Source organism: Olivibacter ginsenosidimutans, assembly GCF_039542865.1.
Classification (GTDB): Bacteria; Bacteroidota; Bacteroidia; order Sphingobacteriales; family Sphingobacteriaceae; genus Olivibacter; species Olivibacter ginsenosidimutans.
Genome location: NZ_BAABIQ010000043.1, coordinates 215337 through 235252, shown reverse-complemented (window position 1 = coordinate 235252; position 19916 = coordinate 215337). Strand labels below are relative to the sequence as shown.

Below are 19916 nucleotides of genomic sequence, written 5' to 3'. Positions count from 1 at the left end.
TTCTTCGTAAAACATACTTTTGAACATATAAAATGCCAAAAAACACCTCCATCCGCTCGGTGCTGATTATCGGTTCGGGCCCAATTATTATCGGACAGGCCTGTGAGTTTGACTATTCGGGTTCTCAAGCAGCTCTTTCTTTAAAAGAGGAAGGTATTGAAGTTTCCATTATTAACTCAAACCCGGCAACCATCATGACCGATAAGGTCATTGCCGATCATGTTTACCTGCTACCCCTCAATACCGACAGTATAGAACAAATATTAAAGGAACGCCAAATTGATGCTGTACTTCCCACCATGGGCGGCCAAACCGCACTTAATCTTTGTATAGAGGCTTCTAATCGCGGTATTTGGGAAAAATACGGGGTTAAGGTCATTGGTGTTGATGTTGCAGCCATTGAAAAAACCGAAAATCGGGAAGCGTTCAGGCAGCTCATGATTGATATTGGTATCGGTGTAGCCAAATCAAAGATCGCCAACTCTTTTTTAGAGGGTAAAGAAGCAGCACAGCAGATCGGTTTTCCACTAGTTATACGCCCGAGTTACACCTTGGGAGGAACCGGCGGTGGTTTCGTCCATAAAAAAGAAGATTTTGAAGCCGCATTAAGTCGCGGTCTACAAGCTTCGCCAACACATGAGGTGCTCGTCGAACAAGCCGTCTTGGGTTGGAAAGAATACGAGCTCGAACTCTTACGGGATAATAAAGACAATGTGATTATTATATGTTCCATAGAGAATTTCGATCCTATGGGCATTCATACCGGAGACTCCATAACCGTTGCGCCGGCAATGACATTGAGCGACACCTGCTATCAAGAAATGCGTAATCAAGCTATTCATATGATGCGTGCTATTGGTAATTTTGCCGGAGGATGTAACGTACAGTTTTCGGTAAATCCTGAAAACGAAGAAATTATCGCCATAGAAATCAATCCACGGGTGTCTCGCTCTTCTGCCCTCGCTTCTAAAGCCACGGGCTATCCGATTGCAAAGATTGCCGCCAAATTAGCTATCGGATACAATTTGGATGAATTGGAAAACCAAATTACGAAAACTACATCTGCTTACTTTGAGCCTACCTTAGATTACGTTATTGTTAAGTCGCCACGTTGGAATTTCGCCAAATTTAAAGGGGCTAACCGCGAGCTGGGCTTACAAATGAAATCTGTAGGTGAAGTGATGGCTATCGGCCGTACCTTTATCGAAGCATTGCAGAAGGCTTGTCAAAGCTTGGAAACAAACCGCTTGGGCCTTGGTGCCGATGGACGTCAGGTACGCAATCTGGAAGCGATTATGCAAGGATTGGAGCACCCAAGTAGCGACCGACTATTTCTTATCAAAGATGCCTTCGAAATGGGAGTACCATTAGAATCCATCAGAAAAGCAACCTTAATTGATAAGTGGTTCCTGATACAGATTCAAGAATTAGTAGAACTGGAAACAGAGTTAAGGCGTTATTCACTCACAAACATTCCAAAAGACTTCTTTTTAACCTTAAAGCAAAAAGGGTTTTCCGACGGACAGATTGCTTGGATATTAGGGAACGTCAGTGAAGACGATGTTTACCACCGCAGAAGGGAACTAGGCATTAAACGGGTATATAAAATGGTGGATACCTGCGCGGCAGAATTCCAAGCCCTAACCCCTTATTATTACTCCACCTTTGAGGAGGAAAATGAATCTATACCCAGTGATAAAAGGAAAATTATCGTCTTGGGTTCAGGACCTAACCGTATCGGACAGGGCATTGAATTCGACTACTCTTGTGTACATGGTCTCTTGGCTTCCAAAGAAGCAGGTTATGAGGCGATTATGGTGAATTGTAATCCGGAAACCGTTTCGACCGACTTCAATATGGCTGATAAGCTTTATTTTGAGCCGGTTTTCTGGGAACATGTACGCGAGATTATTGGCCTCGAAAAGCCGGAAGGTGTTATTGTGCAATTAGGTGGCCAGACAGCCCTTAAAATGGCTGAAAAACTTAAAGAGGAAGGTATCAGGATTATTGGAACGTCTTTCGAAGACATGGACTTAGCTGAAGATCGCGGCCGCTTCTCCGACTTATTAAAAGAGCTGGATATTCCGTATCCAAAATATGGCGTGGCAGAAAACGCAGAAGAAGCGCTTAAAGTAGCTAATGAAGTAGGTTATCCCGTCTTAGTGCGTCCCAGCTATGTGTTGGGTGGACAGGGCATGAGTATTGTGATCAATGACGAAGAGCTTGAGAAAGCCGTGATTAAAATCATGAAGAACATGCCAGGTAATCGAGTTCTGATCGACCATTTCCTTGATCGTGCCGAAGAAGCGGAGTCTGATTCCATCTGTGACGGCGAAGAGGTACATATCATTGGCATGATGGAACACATAGAACCAGCAGGTATTCACTCCGGCGATTCCAGTGCAGTACTACCTCCATTCAGCTTATCCAAGGCCGTACAAGAACAGATGGAAGCATATTCTAAGAAAATTGCTAAGGCCTTAAATGTACTTGGACTGCTAAATATACAGTTTGCCATAAAAGACGAGAAGGTATATGTGATTGAAGCCAATCCCAGGGCCTCACGTACGGTACCGTTTATTGCGAAGGCGTATGATGTGCCTTATATCAATATTGCTACTAAAATTATGCTGGGCAAAAATAAACTTAAAGATTTCACGATTACACGCAAACTAGAGGGTTACGCTATTAAAGAACCGGTATTTTCTTTTGATAAGTTCCCGGATGTAGACAAACAGCTGGGGCCTGAAATGCGATCGACAGGTGAGGCTATCCGCTTTATCAAAGATTTGGATGATCCTTATTTCCGCCATCTATATGCGGAAAAATCGATGTACTTAAGTAAATAAAATAAAAACCCCGGACATCAATCGCCGGGGTTTTTATTTGGTTATCAGTTCTTCGTTATTAGCTCTTAGTTAACACCCCGAATAAGAAGGAACGAATAACCAGCAACCACGAAGACTACTGCCACCCCCCTCCTAGTGCTTGATAAAGGTGCACGGTTGATTGCAAGTATTCCATATAGGTCTGATTAAGCATAATCTCTGCATCTAAAACATTACGTTGCGACGTAATGATATCTAAATAACTTGCCCTACCTGCCTTGAAAAGTTCGGTCGATGCATCAACAGCCAAGCGTAACGCATTCACTTCTTCTTGACTATATTCCTTACGGGCGCTAATATGTTTCTGGGCATTTAACTCGGTTTCCACTTCTTGCCAGGCCTTTAAAACCGTTTTGGCATATTGTTGATAGGCGATGCCTTTATTGGCCAGCTCCTGTTCGTAATTTGATCGGATGGCTCGCTGATTAAAAACAGGCGCTGTTAACCCCCCTAATATGCCATACGCCAAGGAACTTGGGTCTGTAACAAATAACTTGGATAAATTGAATGCCTGAAAACCAATATAAGGAGAAAGTTGCAATGAAGGCATGAACGCCGCTCTGGCAGCATTAACATCTCCTTTCGTAGCAATTAATTCCAATTCGGCAGCCCTAATGTCTGGTCGTGAAGCCAATAACTGCGCTGGCAAACCAATTTTACGATTTTCTGTAAGCGAATAATTTGCCAAGCTATCGTTTTGCCTGACAATTGACGGTGAAAACTGCCCCGTCAAAAAATTGAGGTATTGCTCCTTTGCCTTCATCTGCTGTAATACAGCTTCCCTTTTACCATTAGAGTTCATCAATATTGCCTTCATCTGCTGCACCCCTAACTCAGTAGCCCGACCGCCTTCTTTCTGTATTTGTACCAACTCATAAGAATCACGTTGTAAGGCAATGTTACGTTTTAGGATCGCTAACTCATTATCCAAAGCCAGCAACTCAAAATAGGTCATTGCAATTTCTGCAACCAACTGTGTCTGTACAAGTTTTTTCCCTTCATAAGAAGCTAGAAAACGGGCTAGGGCGGCTTTCTTTTTTTGTTTTATCTTTCCCCAGATATCAATTTCCCATGATGCTCGTAAACCCAGAAAATAGTCTGGTAATGGATCAGGTAATTTTTCATCTTCCTTTAAATTATCAGAGAAATTAGTGTCGTAATTACCGATACCATCCATGGTATAAAAGCCAAACTTCCGAAGGCCAGCTTCTGCAACTGCGTCTACCGAAGGGAACAGCGCATTTTTCCGTAGCCGCATATTGGCTCGTGCAAACTCCACCCGATATAACGCTTCCTGCATATCGGGATTATTTTTTAAAGCCGTGTCAATCAGGCGAATCAGATGTTCATCCTTAAAAAACTCGCGCCAGGAAATACGGGCCATGGATAGGGTATCAGACGACAGGGTATCGGCATACTTTTCAGGTAGCTTTAAAGTAGCCGTATCAGATTCCTTTGGATGGATTCCACAGGAACTCAGGCAGCACAACAAACCCACAACCGCCATTACTTTGGCTGCCTTTCCCCCTTTCTTTTCTTTTTTCAGTGAAGCAAATAACACATATAAGCCTGGAATGACAATTACCCCCACCAAAGTACCAACAATCATCCCTCCAATAGCTGTTGTACCGATAGAACGGTTACCCAAGGCACCTGCACCAGAAGCCATCGCCAAGGGAATCAGTCCGGCAACAAAAGCAAAAGATGTCATCAATATCGGTCGCAACCTAGCCACGGCGCCTTCAATCGCCGCATTTAGAATAGAAGCACCCTGTTTACGTTTTAATATGGCATATTCAATAATCAGGATAGCGTTCTTACCTAATAAGCCGATCAGCATGATCAAAGCAACCTGGGCATAAATATTATTTTCCAATCCGGTTAACTTTAAAAACAAGAAAGCGCCAAAAACACCGGCGGGTAAACTTAAAATAACCGGTAAGGGTAACAAAAAACTCTCATACTGTGCACAGAGCAATAAATAAACAAAGAGTAAACAAAGCGCGAAAATATAAAGAGCCTGATTACCCGATAAAATCTGCTCTCTTGTCATCCCAGACCATTCAATTTCAAATCCTTTGGGTAATTTTTCTGCTGCGACACGTTCAACGGCATTAATCACATCACCACTACTATAACCAGCAGCCGCATCGCCATTAATCATGGCCGAGGTAAACATATTATACCGTGTTAACTGCTCTGGTCCATAAATACGTTCCATGCGTATGAAACTGGAAAAGGGTACCATCTCTCCTGCATCATTTTTAACAAAAAGACGAAGGACATCCTCTGGCTTTTCCCGGTAACCAGGGCCTGCTTGTACCATTAATTTATACATCTGGCCAAACTTGATGAAGTTCGTTGCATAAAAGCTACCCATGAGCGTTTGCAAGGTTGACATCGCATTTTCTACGCTTACACCCTTTTTGGCAGCAACATCATAATCTACATGAATCATGTACTGCGGAAAATTCGGATCAAATGAGGTGAATACGCTACCGATCTCCGGACTTTTCTGTAAGGCATCCATAAACTCATTAAGTACCGATGAAAGTTGGCCAAGATCATCGCTTCCACTTCTATCCAATACACGCAGCTCAAATCCGCTCGAATTACCGAAACCCGGCACTGTGGGCGGAGGGAAAAATTCTATTTCAGCATCCGTAATTCCGGCTGTCTCCTTTTTAAGTTTTTCGACCATGTCATTTACCGATTCCTTTCGCTCATCCCAGCTTTTCAGGTTAATCATTCCCATCCCATATGAAGCTCCGGTTACTTCGTTGACTAAGCTATAACCGGCTAAGGTAGACGAACTTTCTACGGCTTCTTGTTGGCGACTAATGGCATCAATCTCATCTAATACCGCCTCGGTACGTTGAACCGTTGCACCAGGAGGTGTAGTGACGTTCACATAAATCATTCCTTGGTCTTCTGTGGGTATAAAACCTGATGGCAAAATGGCCGACATACCCCAAGTGGCTATGAAAAATCCAATAAGCAATACCAATGTAATGATGCGGCGTCCGGCAATTCGACTAATTAAACCGGTATATTTACCCGATATGCGATTGTATACGCTATTAAAACCCTTAAAAAAACGTGCAAAAAATCCTCTTGCCGGTGGGCGATCGTGTGGCGACTTTAAGATAATGGCACACAAAGCTGGTGTTAAGGTTAGCGCGTTGATTCCGGATATTAGGATTGATCCAGCCAAGGTTAGTGAAAATTGACGGTAAAATATACCAACCGGACCGGATAAAAAGGCTACTGGCACAAATACCGCCGACATTACAAGGGTTATAGCAATAATAGCGCCGCTAATTTCGCGCATTGCAGCTAAGGTCGCTTCCATAGGCTCCATATGCTCTTCTTCCATCTTGACGTAGACGGCTTCTACTACCACAATGGCATTATCGACGACAATTCCGATGGCCAATACCAATGCAAACAGCGTTAATAGGTTGATAGAAAAACCCAGTACCTGCATACAAAAAAGCGCCCCAATAAGACACACCGGAACGGCAAGTGCCGGTACTAGCGTGGATCGAAAATCTTGTAAAAAAATAAAAACCACAATAAATACCAAAAAGAACGCCTCTACCAATGTATGCAACACTTCATTGATCGAGGCATCCAGGAAGCGGGAAACGTCATAACCCATCGTATACTTCATCCCAGGTGGAAAAGAAGTTCCCTTTAATTCTTCCATTTTAGCCTTAATCAGGTCAATAACCTCACTTGCATTCGAACCAGGTAACTGCTTGATCATAATGGAAGCCGAAGGTTTACCATCGGCTTTCGAGGCCATCTCATATTCCAAAGAGCCAAATTCAACATCTGCCACATCTTTTAACCGTAAAATCGAACCATCAGGATTAGCACGCAACGGAATGTGTTCATATTGCTCAGGCTGATCGAATTTACCGGGATAGCGTAACACATACTGCTGCATATTGACACTCTTATCTGAGCCAATCCCCGTTTGCCCTGGAGCCGCTTCTACGTTCTGCGCTCGTATGGCTTGTATCACCTCATCACTTGATACCCGATAGGCTGTTAGGCGGTCAGGTTTTAACCAAACCCGCATGGCATAATCTTTAAAGCCCATAATCTCTGCCCGTCCTACACCCTGTATGCGTTTAAGTTCTTTCAAGATATTAATATCCGTGAAATTGTAAATAAAACGCTCATCAGCCGTTTCGTCATCACTGTAAATATTGAGGTACATGAGCATACTGTTGACCTCCTTTTCTGTTGTCACACCGGCCTTGATCACTTCCTCAGGTAGTTCATCCAATACAGTGGTTACCCGGTTCTGTACATTAACGGCCGCTACATCCGGATCAGTCCCTACCTCGAAGAATACCTGAATCATGGTGTTTCCATTATTGGTGGATACAGAAGACATATAGGTCATCCCAGCTACTCCATTAATAGCCCGTTCTAAGGGGATTGCTACGGCGTTAGTACTTACTTCAGCATTAGCGCCAGTATAGTTAGCATTAACCACTACAGAAGGCGGCACAATATCCGGAAACTGTGTAACCGGCAGCGTAAATAGGGAAAGAAGACCTAAAAGTGTAATAAATAAGGAAATTACCAGCGAAAGCACTGGTCTTTTTATGAAAATCTCAAACATAATGAATCGCTTAAAGCAACCAGGAAAATTATTTTAGTCCCTGACTAGCACTTTTCAACAAACTATCTAAAGAAACCTTTCTGGGCGTAATAGCCGCTCCATCGTTCAGGCTCTGCGTTCCTTCGTATACAATGCGCTGCCCCTCTTTTAGCCCAGAACGGATCAGGTAAAAATGCCCGAAACGCGTACCTAGTTCGATATTAGTCATTTTTACATGATCTGTGCTATCCAAGAGATAGATGTAAGCCTTATCCTGAATTTCAAAAACCGATTTTTGGGGGATAATAATGGCTTCGGTGATTTTTGTAGGTAATTGAATCTTTCCTGTAGCACCGTGTTTTAAAATGCGATCTGGATTAGGGAATCGGGCGCGCAGAGAAATAGTCCCGGTCTCTTCCTGAAATTCGGATTCTGCAAGTTCAATTTTTCCGGGATGTGCATAATGCTGACCATCTGCTAATACCAAGCTAACTTCTTTGGACAAGATGTTGTTTTCTGATGATTTTCTGGCTATATTTTGTAGGTATTCGGTCTCCGACAGGGTAAAATAGGCATAAATTTCATTTACATCAGAAACGCTGGTAAGCAAGGCTCCTTCGTTAAGGAGGCTACCTACTTTTAGTGGGATACGGTCTATTCTTCCTGTAAAAGGTGCTCTAATAACGGTATAACTTAACTGTGTTTGCGTCCGTTGTAAGTCGGATTTGGCTTCTTGTACCCGGGCTTCTGCCGCATGCAACTGTGCCTCGGCCACATCTAGGTCTGTCTTCGTAATTATATTCTTTTCTACCAATCGCTTAACCCGTTCCAACTCTAATTTTACGGTACGGGTATCCGCTATGGCATTGCTGAGCATTGCTTGCGCCTTAGAAACATCGGCTCGTTGCTCATCGTCATTAATTTTGAACAAAACCTGGCCCCGTTGTACCAAGGCTCCTTCATCAACAAAAATCTTATCTAAAAATCCGTTTACTTTGGATCGAACTTCGACATTCCTTACAGCTTGTATGTCTGCAACATAATCTGTATAAAGCGTGGTATCGACGTGCTCAAGCGTCACATAGGGAACGGATCGACTTTCTTCGTCCTGAGCATGATTGTTATTGCCAGAATTACAGGCAAGGATTGTGCATAAAGCAATGCCGCAAAACCCTTTATAAAAAGTTGTGTTCATCAAAAAAATTCAAATATGTATCGTGTGTAGGTTAATCAACCAAATTATTGCAATACGCAAAAAGATGTTATCGCCATCATTTATTTTAAAAAAGAAAGCCGTGATTTACGGAAGACTATACCGCAACAGCGGTTGCGAGAGAAAGGGCGATTAAAAAGGTTTAAATCTGAAAAGGAAAATATAGTACCCTAAAAGAGGTGTAATTTTGGAAACAAAATAGCTTTCCTGGCTCAGGAGAGAGTGGGTAATGGGTTTTATGGATAAAATAAAACTATCCAGAACTTTTACTACAATAGAAATAATATGGGTTAGGAAACTGAAATTATCATAAAAGATGATTGGGCTTTCATCTTTACCCGTCATGGGTAAATCTAAAACATCGTCGAATAAACACTCCAAAAGCGTATCGCCATCAAAATCTTTTTCTTTGGCTTCGTTAAAGAGATACTCCTGATCGGATAAATTAATATTCAAATAACAGGGAAAATACGTAATCGTATTGATAAACCCTATGAGAATAATAACATTTAAAATCTTAAAAAGCCTCATTAACCGCAAAGTTACTATTTTTAGGCAAGGTGTTAAAGTTACACGGTAAATTTTAGCAATTATGTTACTTTTAGTGGAGAAAGAAAGGAGTTTATACGCTAACCAAATAGGGCTTCAAATACCTCTTCTACTTTTGTAATCCATTTTATTTCGATCGTATACTGGGTTGTCGTTATTCCTTTACGATTATACTTAGACAAGTATATTTGTTCAAAGCCAAGCTTTTCAGCTTCAGCGATACGTTGCTCAACCCGATTGATCGCACGTATTTCTCCCGATAAACCAACTTCTCCTGCAAAAGCAATATGGGTTGGAACAGCAATATCTTGCTGGGAAGATATGATGGCCACAATGACAGCGAGATCAATTGCCGGATCCTCTACCCGAAGTCCACCGGCTATATTCAAAAATACATCTTGCGTACTCAATCGAAAGCCAAAACGCTTCTCCAAAACGGCCAATAACATATTCATTCGCTTCGTATCGAAGCCGGTAGAAGATCGTTGTGGTGTGCCATATGCGGAGTTGCTAACCAATGCCTGCACCTCAATCAACATGGGGCGTATTCCTTCCAACATGGCTGCAATGGTAATCCCACTAAGTGGAGATTCCCGTTGCGAAAGTAAGATCTCAGATGGATTGGAAACCTCGCGTAAACCTGTTTGATGCATTTCATAGATGCCTAGCTCAGAAGAAGATCCAAATCGGTTTTTTATGGCACGCAAAATACGATACATGTGGTGCCTGTCTCCTTCGAACTGCAATACCGTATCGACCATATGCTCAAGCACTTTTGGTCCGGCAATAGCGCCGTCTTTGGTAATATGCCCAATGATGAATACAGGTGTATCGGTTTCCTTGGCGTATCTTAATAATTCGGCGGTACATTCCCTTACCTGAGACACGCTCCCAGGAGTAGAATCGATGTGTGCAGAATGGAGTGTCTGTATCGAATCAATAATCACTAAATTCGGCTCAACCAACTCAAGCTGCTTAAAAATGTGCGTAGTGGACGTCTCTGTAAGGATATAGCAATTGGCCTGCGAGAACTGCGACAATCGCTCGGCGCGCATTTTCAACTGCTGCTCACTTTCCTCTCCAGATATATAGAGGGTTTTAACGCCAGGCATATTCAATGCTAACTGAAGCATTAAGGTAGATTTTCCAATACCGGGTTCCCCTCCAATTAAAACCAATGATCCGGCCACGATACCACCACCCAGCACGCGATTCAACTCTTTATCGGGACTCTTTATACGAAGTTCTTCCCGATATGCAATCTCATGGATAACAGCAGCCTTATTCGCCTTTTTCAATGCATCCGTTCCGCTACGCCAATCAGGAAGCTTATTAGGTTCCTTTACCACCAATTCCTCAACGAAGGTATTCCATTGGTTACACGACGGACATTTGCCTAGCCATTTAGCCGACTCGTAACCGCAGTTTTGGCAGAAGTAGCTTATTTTTGATTTAGCCATCGTTTTTCTTAATTGCCAGTTACGGGTTGCGAGCATGCTCTACGCGCAACACACAACTCGTAACTCGCAACTATAGTTTTATTTCTTCATCTTTAGCATTGAGGAAATGGAATTCATTCATGTAATAGGATGAAATTGCTTTAACTTTAATCCATTTACCATAATGAAAAAACCATTTCAGTCGTCGGGATATCAATCCTCGTTTAATGAAAGCTTCAATATAGGGATGCACACACAAGGTGATATGTTTCTCGTTCTGTTCATTCAGTACATAGCTTAAATTACTTTCGATATCATCCATCAACACAATGCTGGCTCTTATTTCGCCAGTACCACCACATGCTGGACATTTCTCATTGGTAACGACCGTCATTTCTGGACGTACCCGTTGACGGGTAATTTGTACCAGACCAAATTTACTCGGCGGTAAAATGGTATGTTTTGCCCGGTCATTACTCATGCACTCTTTCAGGTAGTCATGCAGCTCTTTGCGGTTAGCCGGTTTATGCATGTCGATAAAATCAATCACCACAATCCCTCCCATATCCCGCAACCTCAACTGACGGGCTATTTCTTTAGCCGCCTCTTTATTCACCATGAGTGCATTATCTTCCTGATTTTCTTTATTTGCCGTTCGATTACCGCTATTGACATCAATGACGTGCAATGCTTCGGTATGTTCGATAACCAGATAAGCCCCGCCCTGTAGATTCACAATTTTTCCGAAAGCAGCTTTAATCTGCTTCTCAACACCAAAATGTTCAAAGATAGGATCCTTATGCTTATACAGCTTAACGATTTTTTCGAGGTCTGGCGAGATGTCCTGAATATACGATCGGGTTTCTTCATAAATGACCTGATCGTTCACATAAATATGGGAAAATTCATCTGTTAAGATGTCGCGCAAAATGGTAGATGTTCTATCCATTTCGCCCAATATTTTCTTCCCAGGTTCAGTTATCGCTAAACGCTTTGTGAAAGATTCCCATTTCGTAATTAAATCCCGAAGATCTTTCTCTAGCTCGGCAACCCCCTTCCCCTCGGAAACAGTGCGGATAATAACTCCAAAATTTTGGGGTTTTATCCCTTCTACAATTTTTTTTAACCGGTTTCGTTCTGTATTGCTTTTAATTTTCTTCGAAATAGAAACCGTATCAGAGAAAGGTACCAATACCACAAATCTTCCGGCAATCGATAAATCGGAACTTAAACGGGGTCCTTTCGTAGAGATCGGCTCTTTAGCAATCTGTACGGGAAGCAATAAGTTACGATTGAGGATTTCTGAAATCTTGCCAGCTTTATTTATATCTTTTTCTAATTTTAAACTATTGAGCAGTTTATCCTTGTAACTGCCATTCTTTACCAGTTTGGTAAGCTTGATAAGTGATTGTACCTGCGGACCCAGATCTAAATAATGCAGAAAAGCATCTTTAGCATAACCAACGTCTACAAATGCAGCATTAAGACCGGGCATTATCTTTTTAATCCGGCCCAAGTAAATATCGCCTACAGCGTAATTATTATTTACCTGTTCTTTATTTAACTCAACAAGCTGTTTATCCTGTAGTAAAGCAATAGTTGTGCCCGCTTCGGGGGAATAATCTACTATTAACTCCTTTACCAACAGCTACTTTCTTTAAGAAAGAACATCTTACAAAGATGAAACTTTCAGTTAAACCATAAGATTGTTTAAATGACTATCAGTCAAATTACCAAAGGGGTAGACACCTTATCTCAACCGTTTTCTACGCCATCTGGATTGTAGCGGAGCCTTATTTCCTTCCTGAGGACTCTGTAAGAAATCTCGACAGGACGAATGTGGTGCACCATTCCATATGCCGATCGGTATGCTCTTGTTTGAGGTAAGCTTCCTGATAGTTATTTTGTTTAAATATATAGACACTTACGTAAATCCCTTATAGATTGCCGTTAAATTGCTTCTATAATGCTACGTAGTATTTAAAATAACTCACCAACAACCACAATAGCCTGCACCTCTTTACCAAGATGCAGGCTACCTTTTTTGGCGCGCCGATATTCTTCAGCGTTTATTTTTTCTTATGTCTATTTTTTCTTAAACGTTTCTTACGTTTATGAGTAGCCATTTTATGTCTCTTTCTTTTTTTTCCGCTTGGCATAGCTTAAATTTTTAAATGTTTTGAATGAATATGTTAATTACTTACTCAATTCATCAATTTTACGATCGATGAATTGCGACAAACTCGGATCTGCCGCCATAACCTTACTTTGCTGAAAGGCTTTTATAGCGTCAGCTTTCAAGCCAATATTTTCATAACTTGTGGCCAGGTAAAACCAAGCCTCTGTACTCGGTTGAATTTCAATAACGGTCTTAAACCGATCAACAGCTTTGTCAAATTGACGGGAACGCATGGAAAATAATCCCAGGTTCATGTTTGCTTTCAAATTTTTTGGATCTTCTTTAACGACTTCCAGCAACAACGCGATCCCCTGCATCGGAGCACCACCACCATTAACAATCGCTGCTCCTAAACCGGTCTTAGCATCCAAACTTTTTGCATCGAGGTCAAGTGCTTGCTGATACGCATGCTGTGCATGACTTACAAATGTAGGGGCCATAAGCGTATCCTGCATATTTTCATAAGCCAACGTAAAGGCGTCTCCGGCCTTTAACCAATGATCGTAGCTTGGCTCTAAGGAGGCTAGTTCTTCATACGTAAATCCTAAGGGGGCGGGCTTAGCGAGATCATCCCAGTGCTTAGCCAATTGCTTTAAAAGATCTAATCGGTCTTTACCCTCGCTTTTTGGCAAACGTTGTTCAATATCCGTAATCTGCCCAACTAAATCAGGATTTAGCCCCTGTTTTGCTAACGCGGATACGGTTGCCAGATTTACTTGCTCGGTAGTGCTATTAGGTGATTCGGTAGTGTTGCTATTAGCGGTATGGCCAGCCTCTTCTTTATCACGCTTAATCAACCCCTTAATAGGTTGCACAAACAATATCCCCATTAGCACTATTACTAGTGTAACAACGATTATTTGTTTGGTCTTATACATCATAAAGTTCTCTGGGAATCGAAAGCAGCTTATTTATTACCGTTTTTTACTTTCTCTACAAAAACTTTTGCAGGTTTAAAGCTTGGTACAAAATGTTCCGGAATAATGATAGCCGTATTTTTTGAAATGTTACGTGCGGTCTTTTTAGCTCGTTTTTTTACTACAAAACTACCAAATCCTCTAACATATACATTTTCTCCACCAACCATGGCGCCTTTAACTACCTTGAAAAATGCTTCAACAGTTTCCTGTACATCTACTTTTTCTAAACCTGTCTTGTTAGAAATCTCTGCGATAATTTCTGCTTTAGTCATGTTATATTCTTCTAATTGTTTGTTCGTTGTTTCCCGACTAATCATCTGATTTGGGGATGCAAAAGTATTGCTTTTAAATGATTTACAAAAATAAAACATCAATTTTTATGTAAAATATCTCCAATCCAAGACTTTAAGGCAAAAAATTAAACTACTGCGTTAATTTTTAGGAAGTTGCCTTTTTTAGTTGTGCATTGTGTGTACCTGTACAGTTTACTAAATGCTCGCAACTCATAACGAACAACTCATAACTAGCAACTATTCCCTACCTTTGCCTCATGGCTTTTGCACAGGACATCATCAACTGGTATCATCAACATAAACGGGAGCTACCTTGGCGGAGCACAACTAATCCTTATGTCATTTGGCTTTCTGAAATTATTCTACAACAAACGCGTGTGGAACAAGGGCTTCCCTATTTTAATCGTTTTCTAGCCAAATATCCTACGATTAAAGACTTTGCGCAGGCCAACGAAGATGAGCTATTACGCTTATGGCAGGGACTTGGTTATTATTCCAGGGCACGGAATATGCATAAGGCCGCTAGGATGATCGTAGAAAAACATCAAGGTATTTTTCCCACGGCATATGACACGCTAATACAACTAAAGGGAATAGGTGCATACACAGCGGCAGCTATAGCCTCTTTTTCGGCAAACGAAGCAAAAGCGGTGGTAGACGGCAATGTATTTCGGGTACTTGCGCGCTACTTCGGTATTGCTGAACCCATTAATAGTCCTTCAGGAAAGAAGTTGTTTGGCCAACTTGCCGATGAGCTTCTTGATCAACAAGACCCGGCAACTTACAACCAAGCCATCATGGAATTTGGAGCCTTACAATGCAAACCTAAAAGCCCCGATTGTGGCCGCTGTCCGATACATTTAGGCTGTTATGCGCGGAAAGAAAACAAAGTCGATTTTTTACCTGTTAAAATGAAAGCAAAGGTGTCCAAAGCGCGTTATTTTTACTATTTTATTATTCGCGATAGGGAACGGATAGCGATGCAAAAAAGGGGATCAAAGGATATTTGGGCGAATATGTATGAATTTCCCATGCTGGAAATGCCTGAGGCTGTATCGTTAGATGCGCTCACGGAAAGTCCATCCTTTAAGGAACTCTTTGAAAAGGACATTGAACTTAGATTAGTAAGTAAACCTAAAAAGCATATATTGAGCCATCAGCATATCTATGCTACGTTTATTGAAGTAAGCATGAAAAGTTGTAACAAAAAAAATACCTGGAATTATGTTTTATTAAAAGATTTAGATACATTAGCTAAACCTAAATTAATTTTCACGTTTTTAAGAGAGTATCATATTTGCAACAACTAACATTTATAAGCTATGTCAGGAATTAACAAAGTTATCCTGGTTGGACACTTAGGCAAGGATCCTGAGGTTCGCCACTTAGAAGGCAATGTATCGGTCGCGAGTTTCCCCCTAGCCACATCGGAAACCTTCAATAAAGATGGAAGAAAAGTTGAACAGACTGAATGGCATAACATTGTCATGTGGAGAGGACTTGCGGACGTTGCCGCTAAATATCTCCAAAAAGGGAAACTGGTTTATATTGAAGGAAAATTGCGTACGCGTTCTTATGAAGATCGTGAAGGCGTAAAAAGATATACGACAGAAATTGTGGCAGAGAATTTCACGATGCTCGGCAGGAAAAGCGATTTCGAAGGGCCAGCCAATGGCGACACAAAGCCTAGTGGTGCAGAAAACACGGCTGATCCAAATTCTACTGCTGTAGATTTTAACGAAAATAAGGATGATGATTTACCTTTTTAAGGTAAAAAGAGCGGAAAGTGTAAAGCTGAGAGCATAAAGCTTTATGCTCTCAGCTTTACGCTCCTCGCTACCTTCAACCTTAAACCTTTACACCTATTTTCAATTCATCCAATTGTTCTTGCGAGATCGTGCTAGGCGAATCAATCATCACATCTCTCCCTGCATTATTTTTAGGGAAGGCAATAACATCCCGAATAGAATCCAAACCGGCGAATATAGACACCAAGCGATCAAAACCAAAAGCTATCCCCCCGTGTGGAGGTGCGCCATAGGTAAATGCATCAATCAAAAATCCAAATTGTTTTTGTGCTTCCGCCTCGCTGAAACCTAAGTGTCTTAACATCAATTGCTGCAATTGCTTATCATGAATCCGGATGGAACCACCGCCAACTTCCGTTCCATTGATCACCATATCGTAAGCATTGGCTCTCACTTTTCCCGGATCGGTATCTAACAGTAATATATCCTCTACTTTAGGGGATGTAAACGGATGGTGCATGGCATGATAACGGCCAGTCTCTTCATCCCATTCCAATAACGGAAAGTCTACCACCCAAAGGGCTGAAAATTTGTTCTTATCGCGCAATCCCAGTTGGTTCCCCATTTCCAGACGCAATTCATTCAATTGCTTTCTTGTTTTATCTGCCGGGCCGGCCATGACCAAGATGAGGTCGCCTGGTTTCGCATCAAAAGCTTGCGCCCAAGCAGCCAATTGATCTTGATTGAAAAATTTATCTACCGATGATTTTAGTGAACCATCCTCATTCACCCGCAGGTAAACCAAACCAGACGCACCGATTTGCGGACGCTTCACAAAATCGGTTAATGCATCCAATTGTTTTCGGGTATAAGCAGCACAACCCGAGGCATTAATGCCAACAATTAATTCTGCTTGGTCAAACACCGGAAAACCGGCTCCCTTTAAAAGGGTGTTTAACTCGACAAACTGCATTCCAAACCGTGTATCCGGTTTATCTGATCCATATAACCGCATCGCCTCCGAATAAGTCATCCGTGGCAGTTTACCGATCTCAATGTTCTTTACCTTTTTGAATAAATAATGGATGAGTCCTTCAAAGATATGTAAGATATCCTCTTGCTCGACAAAAGCCATTTCACAATCTATTTGTGTAAATTCGGGTTGTCGGTCGGCTCTTAGGTCTTCGTCGCGAAAACATTTTACAATCTGAAAGTAACGGTCAAAACCGGAAACCATGAGCAATTGCTTAAAGGTTTGTGGCGATTGTGGTAAAGCATAAAACTCACCGGGATTCATCCGGCTAGGTACAACAAAGTCTCTAGCCCCTTCTGGGGTAGATTTAATCAATACCGGTGTTTCCACCTCGATAAACTGTTGTTCGTCTAAATAGGCGCGCGTTGCCTGAGCCATTTGATGTCGTAAAACCAAGTTATTACGAATAGGATTACGCCGTAAATCTAGGTACCGGTATTTCATTCGCAAATCTTCACCGCCATCTGTTTCATCTTCTATTAAAAAAGGAGGGAGTTTAGCGGGGTTTAAAACGTCTAAGGCGGCAACTTTTATTTCAATCTCTCCAGTTGGAATTTTAAGGTTTTTGTTCGAGCGTTCGATAACGGTACCTTTTACACGAATAACATATTCCCTTCCTAAATCCCTAGCCCTACCCCGTAAATCGTCATCATCCTCCGCATTAAACGTTAATTGTGTTAATCCATAACGGTCGCGCACGTCAATAAAAGTCATTCCTCCCAAATCACGTGATTTCTGTACCCAACCGCACAACATAATCTCTTTCCCTAGATCATTTAGCGTGAGTTCTCCACAAGTATGTGTTCTATACATGTATTCCTATAAGTCAAAATTCAAAAAATCTTTTTGTTGTTTGTTTGTTATTCGTTGTTCGTGCCGCCCATACGCCTTATACCTTCAATCTCATACCTTCAACCCTAAACAGGCTTTCCCCGCTTATAACGTATAAACTTAAAACTCGAAAAACTAGCCAGCCATGGTATTTGTCTTTCTGCTTGCTGTAATCTGTTTCACTGTTGCCACGATGTGCGCCCCATCATAACCACATTCAGCCCACAGTTGGTTCGGTTCACCATGTTCAATGAAATGATCTGGAATGCCTAATCGAATTACTTTTGCATGATAGTCATGATCAGCCATAAATTCCAATACAGCACTTCCCATTCCTCCCTGTAGACAGCCATCTTCAACCGTAATTACTTTGTCAAATTTCCGAAAAACTTCATGTAAAAGTTCCTCATCCAATGGCTTGACAAAACGCAAGTCATAATGTGCGGGGAAAATTCCATCCGAATTTAAGGAAATACAAGCTTTAACCACTTCATTTCCGACATGGCCAATACTCAGGATAGCCAACTCCTCTCCCTCACAAATTTTTCGCCCTTGGCCGATTGCAAGTTCCTTAAAAGGCCTACGCCAATCGGGCATTACACCTTGTCCTCTCGGGTAGCGAATAACAAAAGGCCCTTTATCCTCCAACTGTGCGGTATACATCAAGTTGCGCAATTCTTCCTCATTCATAGGTGCTGCCACCGTTAAATTTGGAATGCAACGCATATAGGCAAGGTCAAATGCACCATGATGTGTAGGCCCATCTGCTCCGGCTATACCTGCGCGGTCTAAGCACATAACCACATTTAATTTTTGCAAGGCTACATCATGAATAACCTGATCGTAAGCTCGTTGCATAAAAGTCGAGTAAATGTTGCAAAAAGGTATCATCCCTTGCGTTGCTAAGCCTGCCGAAAAGGTTACCGCATGTTGTTCGGCAATACCGACATCGAAAGCACGGTTAGGCATTGCTTTCATCATGATATTCATGGAAGAACCGGAAGGCATCGCCGGAGTAATCCCCATAATTTTATCATTCTGTTCAGCAAGTTCTACCAGGGTATGCCCGAAAACATCTTGATATTTCGGTGCAACAGGCTTATCGCTTGCCGATTTTTTTATCTCTCCCGTAATTTTATCAAATAGTCCGGGAGCATGCCATTTGGTTTGATCTTTTTCTGCTAAAGCAAAGCCTTTTCCTTTTACAGTGATACAATGTAACAGTTTAGGGCCGGGAATATTCCGAAGTTCATCGATAATCTTAACCAAACGTTTCACGTCATGCCCATCTACCGGCCCAAAATACCTAAATTTTAAAGACTCAAATAGATTGCTGTTTTTCAGCAACGTCCCTTTGATACTTTTTTCTATCTTTTTAACCAGGCCCAATGCATCTGGTCCAATTTGTGATATTTTGCTTAGTACATTGGCAATATCATCCCTAAAGCGATTGTAAGGCTTGGAAACCGTAATATCCGTAAGATACTCTTTTAAAGCCCCTACATTAGGGTCTATGGCCATACAGTTATCATTTAGGATAACCAATAGGTTGGATTTCTCGATTCCAGCATGATTCAATGCTTCAAAAGCCATCCCCGCAGTCATAGCGCCATCACCAATAACGGCCACATGCTGCCGGTCTTTTTCTCCTTTATAATGAGAAGCAACAGCCATTCCTAGCGCTGCGGATATGGAGGTAGAGGAATGCCCCACACCAAAAGTATCGTAAATACTCTCCGCCCGCTTCGGGAAGCCACTAATTCCCTGATAAACCCTATTGGTATGAAAAACGGCTTTTCTTCCGGTTAAGATTTTATGGCCATAGGCTTGATGGCCTACATCCCATACCAATTGATCATATGGGGTATTTAACACATAGTGTAAGGCTACTGTTAGCTCGATAACCCCTAAACTTGCGGCAAAATGCCCACCATAAACCGATACCACATCGATAATATATTGCCGCAGTTCTTTACAAAGCGCTTCCAGATCCGCTTCTTTCAACCGCTTAAGATCGTCAGGGTTATTGATCCCTTTTAACAAAGGTCCTGGTTCAAAATCCATATCGTGAAGGGTTATTTAACCTTAGCTGTAATAAATTGGTACAAACTTAGATAAAATGCATAAGATTACCTAACAAGTTTCACGCCAAACAGGACACCCGAATTAAAACAAGAAGGTTTGTTTTACACAATATTTTTTATT

At 41.7% G+C, this 19916-nt stretch carries 12 protein-coding genes; 3 read left to right on the top strand and 9 right to left on the bottom strand.

The genetic code is table 11. The annotated features are described in order from the left end of the window. Window positions 1–32 precede the first annotated feature (32 nt). Window positions 33–2849, top strand: a complete 2817-nt coding sequence (carB, locus tag ABD930_RS18480) for a carbamoyl-phosphate synthase large subunit (protein WP_345234034.1) — start codon at window positions 33–35, stop codon at window positions 2847–2849. 115 nt (window positions 2850–2964) lie between these two features. Here the strand turns inward: carB and ABD930_RS18475 are convergent, their stop codons facing one another. The 7 genes from ABD930_RS18475 to ABD930_RS18440 all read right to left on the bottom strand — a co-directional run bounded on the left by ABD930_RS18475 (window position 2965) and on the right by ABD930_RS18440 (window position 14078). Further along, the gene (locus tag ABD930_RS18475) at window positions 2965–7527 is read right to left on the bottom strand and encodes an efflux RND transporter permease subunit (RefSeq protein WP_345234032.1); all 4563 of its coding nucleotides are present in this window, start codon (window positions 7525–7527) and stop codon (window positions 2965–2967) included. Window positions 7528–7555: 28 nt separating this feature from the next. Beyond that, window positions 7556–8701: an efflux RND transporter periplasmic adaptor subunit gene (locus ABD930_RS18470; RefSeq protein ID WP_345234030.1), complete on the bottom strand. Its 1146-nt coding sequence runs from the start codon at window positions 8699–8701 to the stop codon at window positions 7556–7558. A 150-nt stretch (window positions 8702–8851) separates the two neighbouring features. Further along, entirely contained in the window at window positions 8852–9250 is a 399-nt protein-coding gene (locus ABD930_RS18465; protein ID WP_345234028.1) for a hypothetical protein, read from the bottom strand. 98 nt (window positions 9251–9348) lie between these two features. After that, a complete protein-coding gene (gene radA / locus ABD930_RS18460) occupies window positions 9349–10728 on the bottom strand; it encodes a DNA repair protein RadA (protein WP_345234025.1) in 1380 nt (459 codons plus the stop codon). 70 nt (window positions 10729–10798) lie between these two features. Then, the gene (locus ABD930_RS18455; RefSeq protein WP_345234023.1) at window positions 10799–12352 is read right to left on the bottom strand and encodes an Rne/Rng family ribonuclease; all 1554 of its coding nucleotides are present in this window, start codon (window positions 12350–12352) and stop codon (window positions 10799–10801) included. 551 nt (window positions 12353–12903) lie between these two features. Further along, window positions 12904–13716 carry a tetratricopeptide repeat protein gene (locus tag ABD930_RS18445; RefSeq protein WP_345234020.1) on the bottom strand — a complete coding sequence of 271 codons (813 nt, stop codon included), beginning with the start codon at window positions 13714–13716 and terminating at the stop codon, window positions 12904–12906. Between the two features lie 77 nt (window positions 13717–13793). After that, a complete protein-coding gene (locus tag ABD930_RS18440; RefSeq protein ID WP_013664426.1) occupies window positions 13794–14078 on the bottom strand; it encodes an HU family DNA-binding protein in 285 nt (94 codons plus the stop codon). A 278-nt stretch (window positions 14079–14356) separates the two neighbouring features. Here ABD930_RS18440 and mutY point away from each other — a divergent pair, with 278 nt between their 5' ends. Then, entirely contained in the window at window positions 14357–15409 is a 1053-nt protein-coding gene (gene mutY, locus ABD930_RS18435) for an A/G-specific adenine glycosylase (protein ID WP_345234014.1), read from the top strand. Window positions 15410–15421: 12 nt separating this feature from the next. Beyond that, window positions 15422–15868 carry a single-stranded DNA-binding protein gene (locus ABD930_RS18430; RefSeq protein WP_345234012.1) on the top strand — a complete coding sequence of 149 codons (447 nt, stop codon included), beginning with the start codon at window positions 15422–15424 and terminating at the stop codon, window positions 15866–15868. A gap of 79 nt (window positions 15869–15947) precedes the next feature. On the opposite strand, the gene aspS is transcribed toward ABD930_RS18430, so the two are convergent. Beyond that, window positions 15948–17693 (bottom strand): aspartate--tRNA ligase, encoded by a 1746-nt coding sequence (gene aspS, locus ABD930_RS18425; protein ID WP_345234010.1) that lies wholly within the window; start codon window positions 17691–17693, stop codon window positions 15948–15950. 153 nt (window positions 17694–17846) lie between these two features. Next, window positions 17847–19775 carry a 1-deoxy-D-xylulose-5-phosphate synthase gene (dxs, locus tag ABD930_RS18420; protein ID WP_345234007.1) on the bottom strand — a complete coding sequence of 643 codons (1929 nt, stop codon included), beginning with the start codon at window positions 19773–19775 and terminating at the stop codon, window positions 17847–17849. Between the last annotated feature and the right edge of the window lie 141 nt (window positions 19776–19916).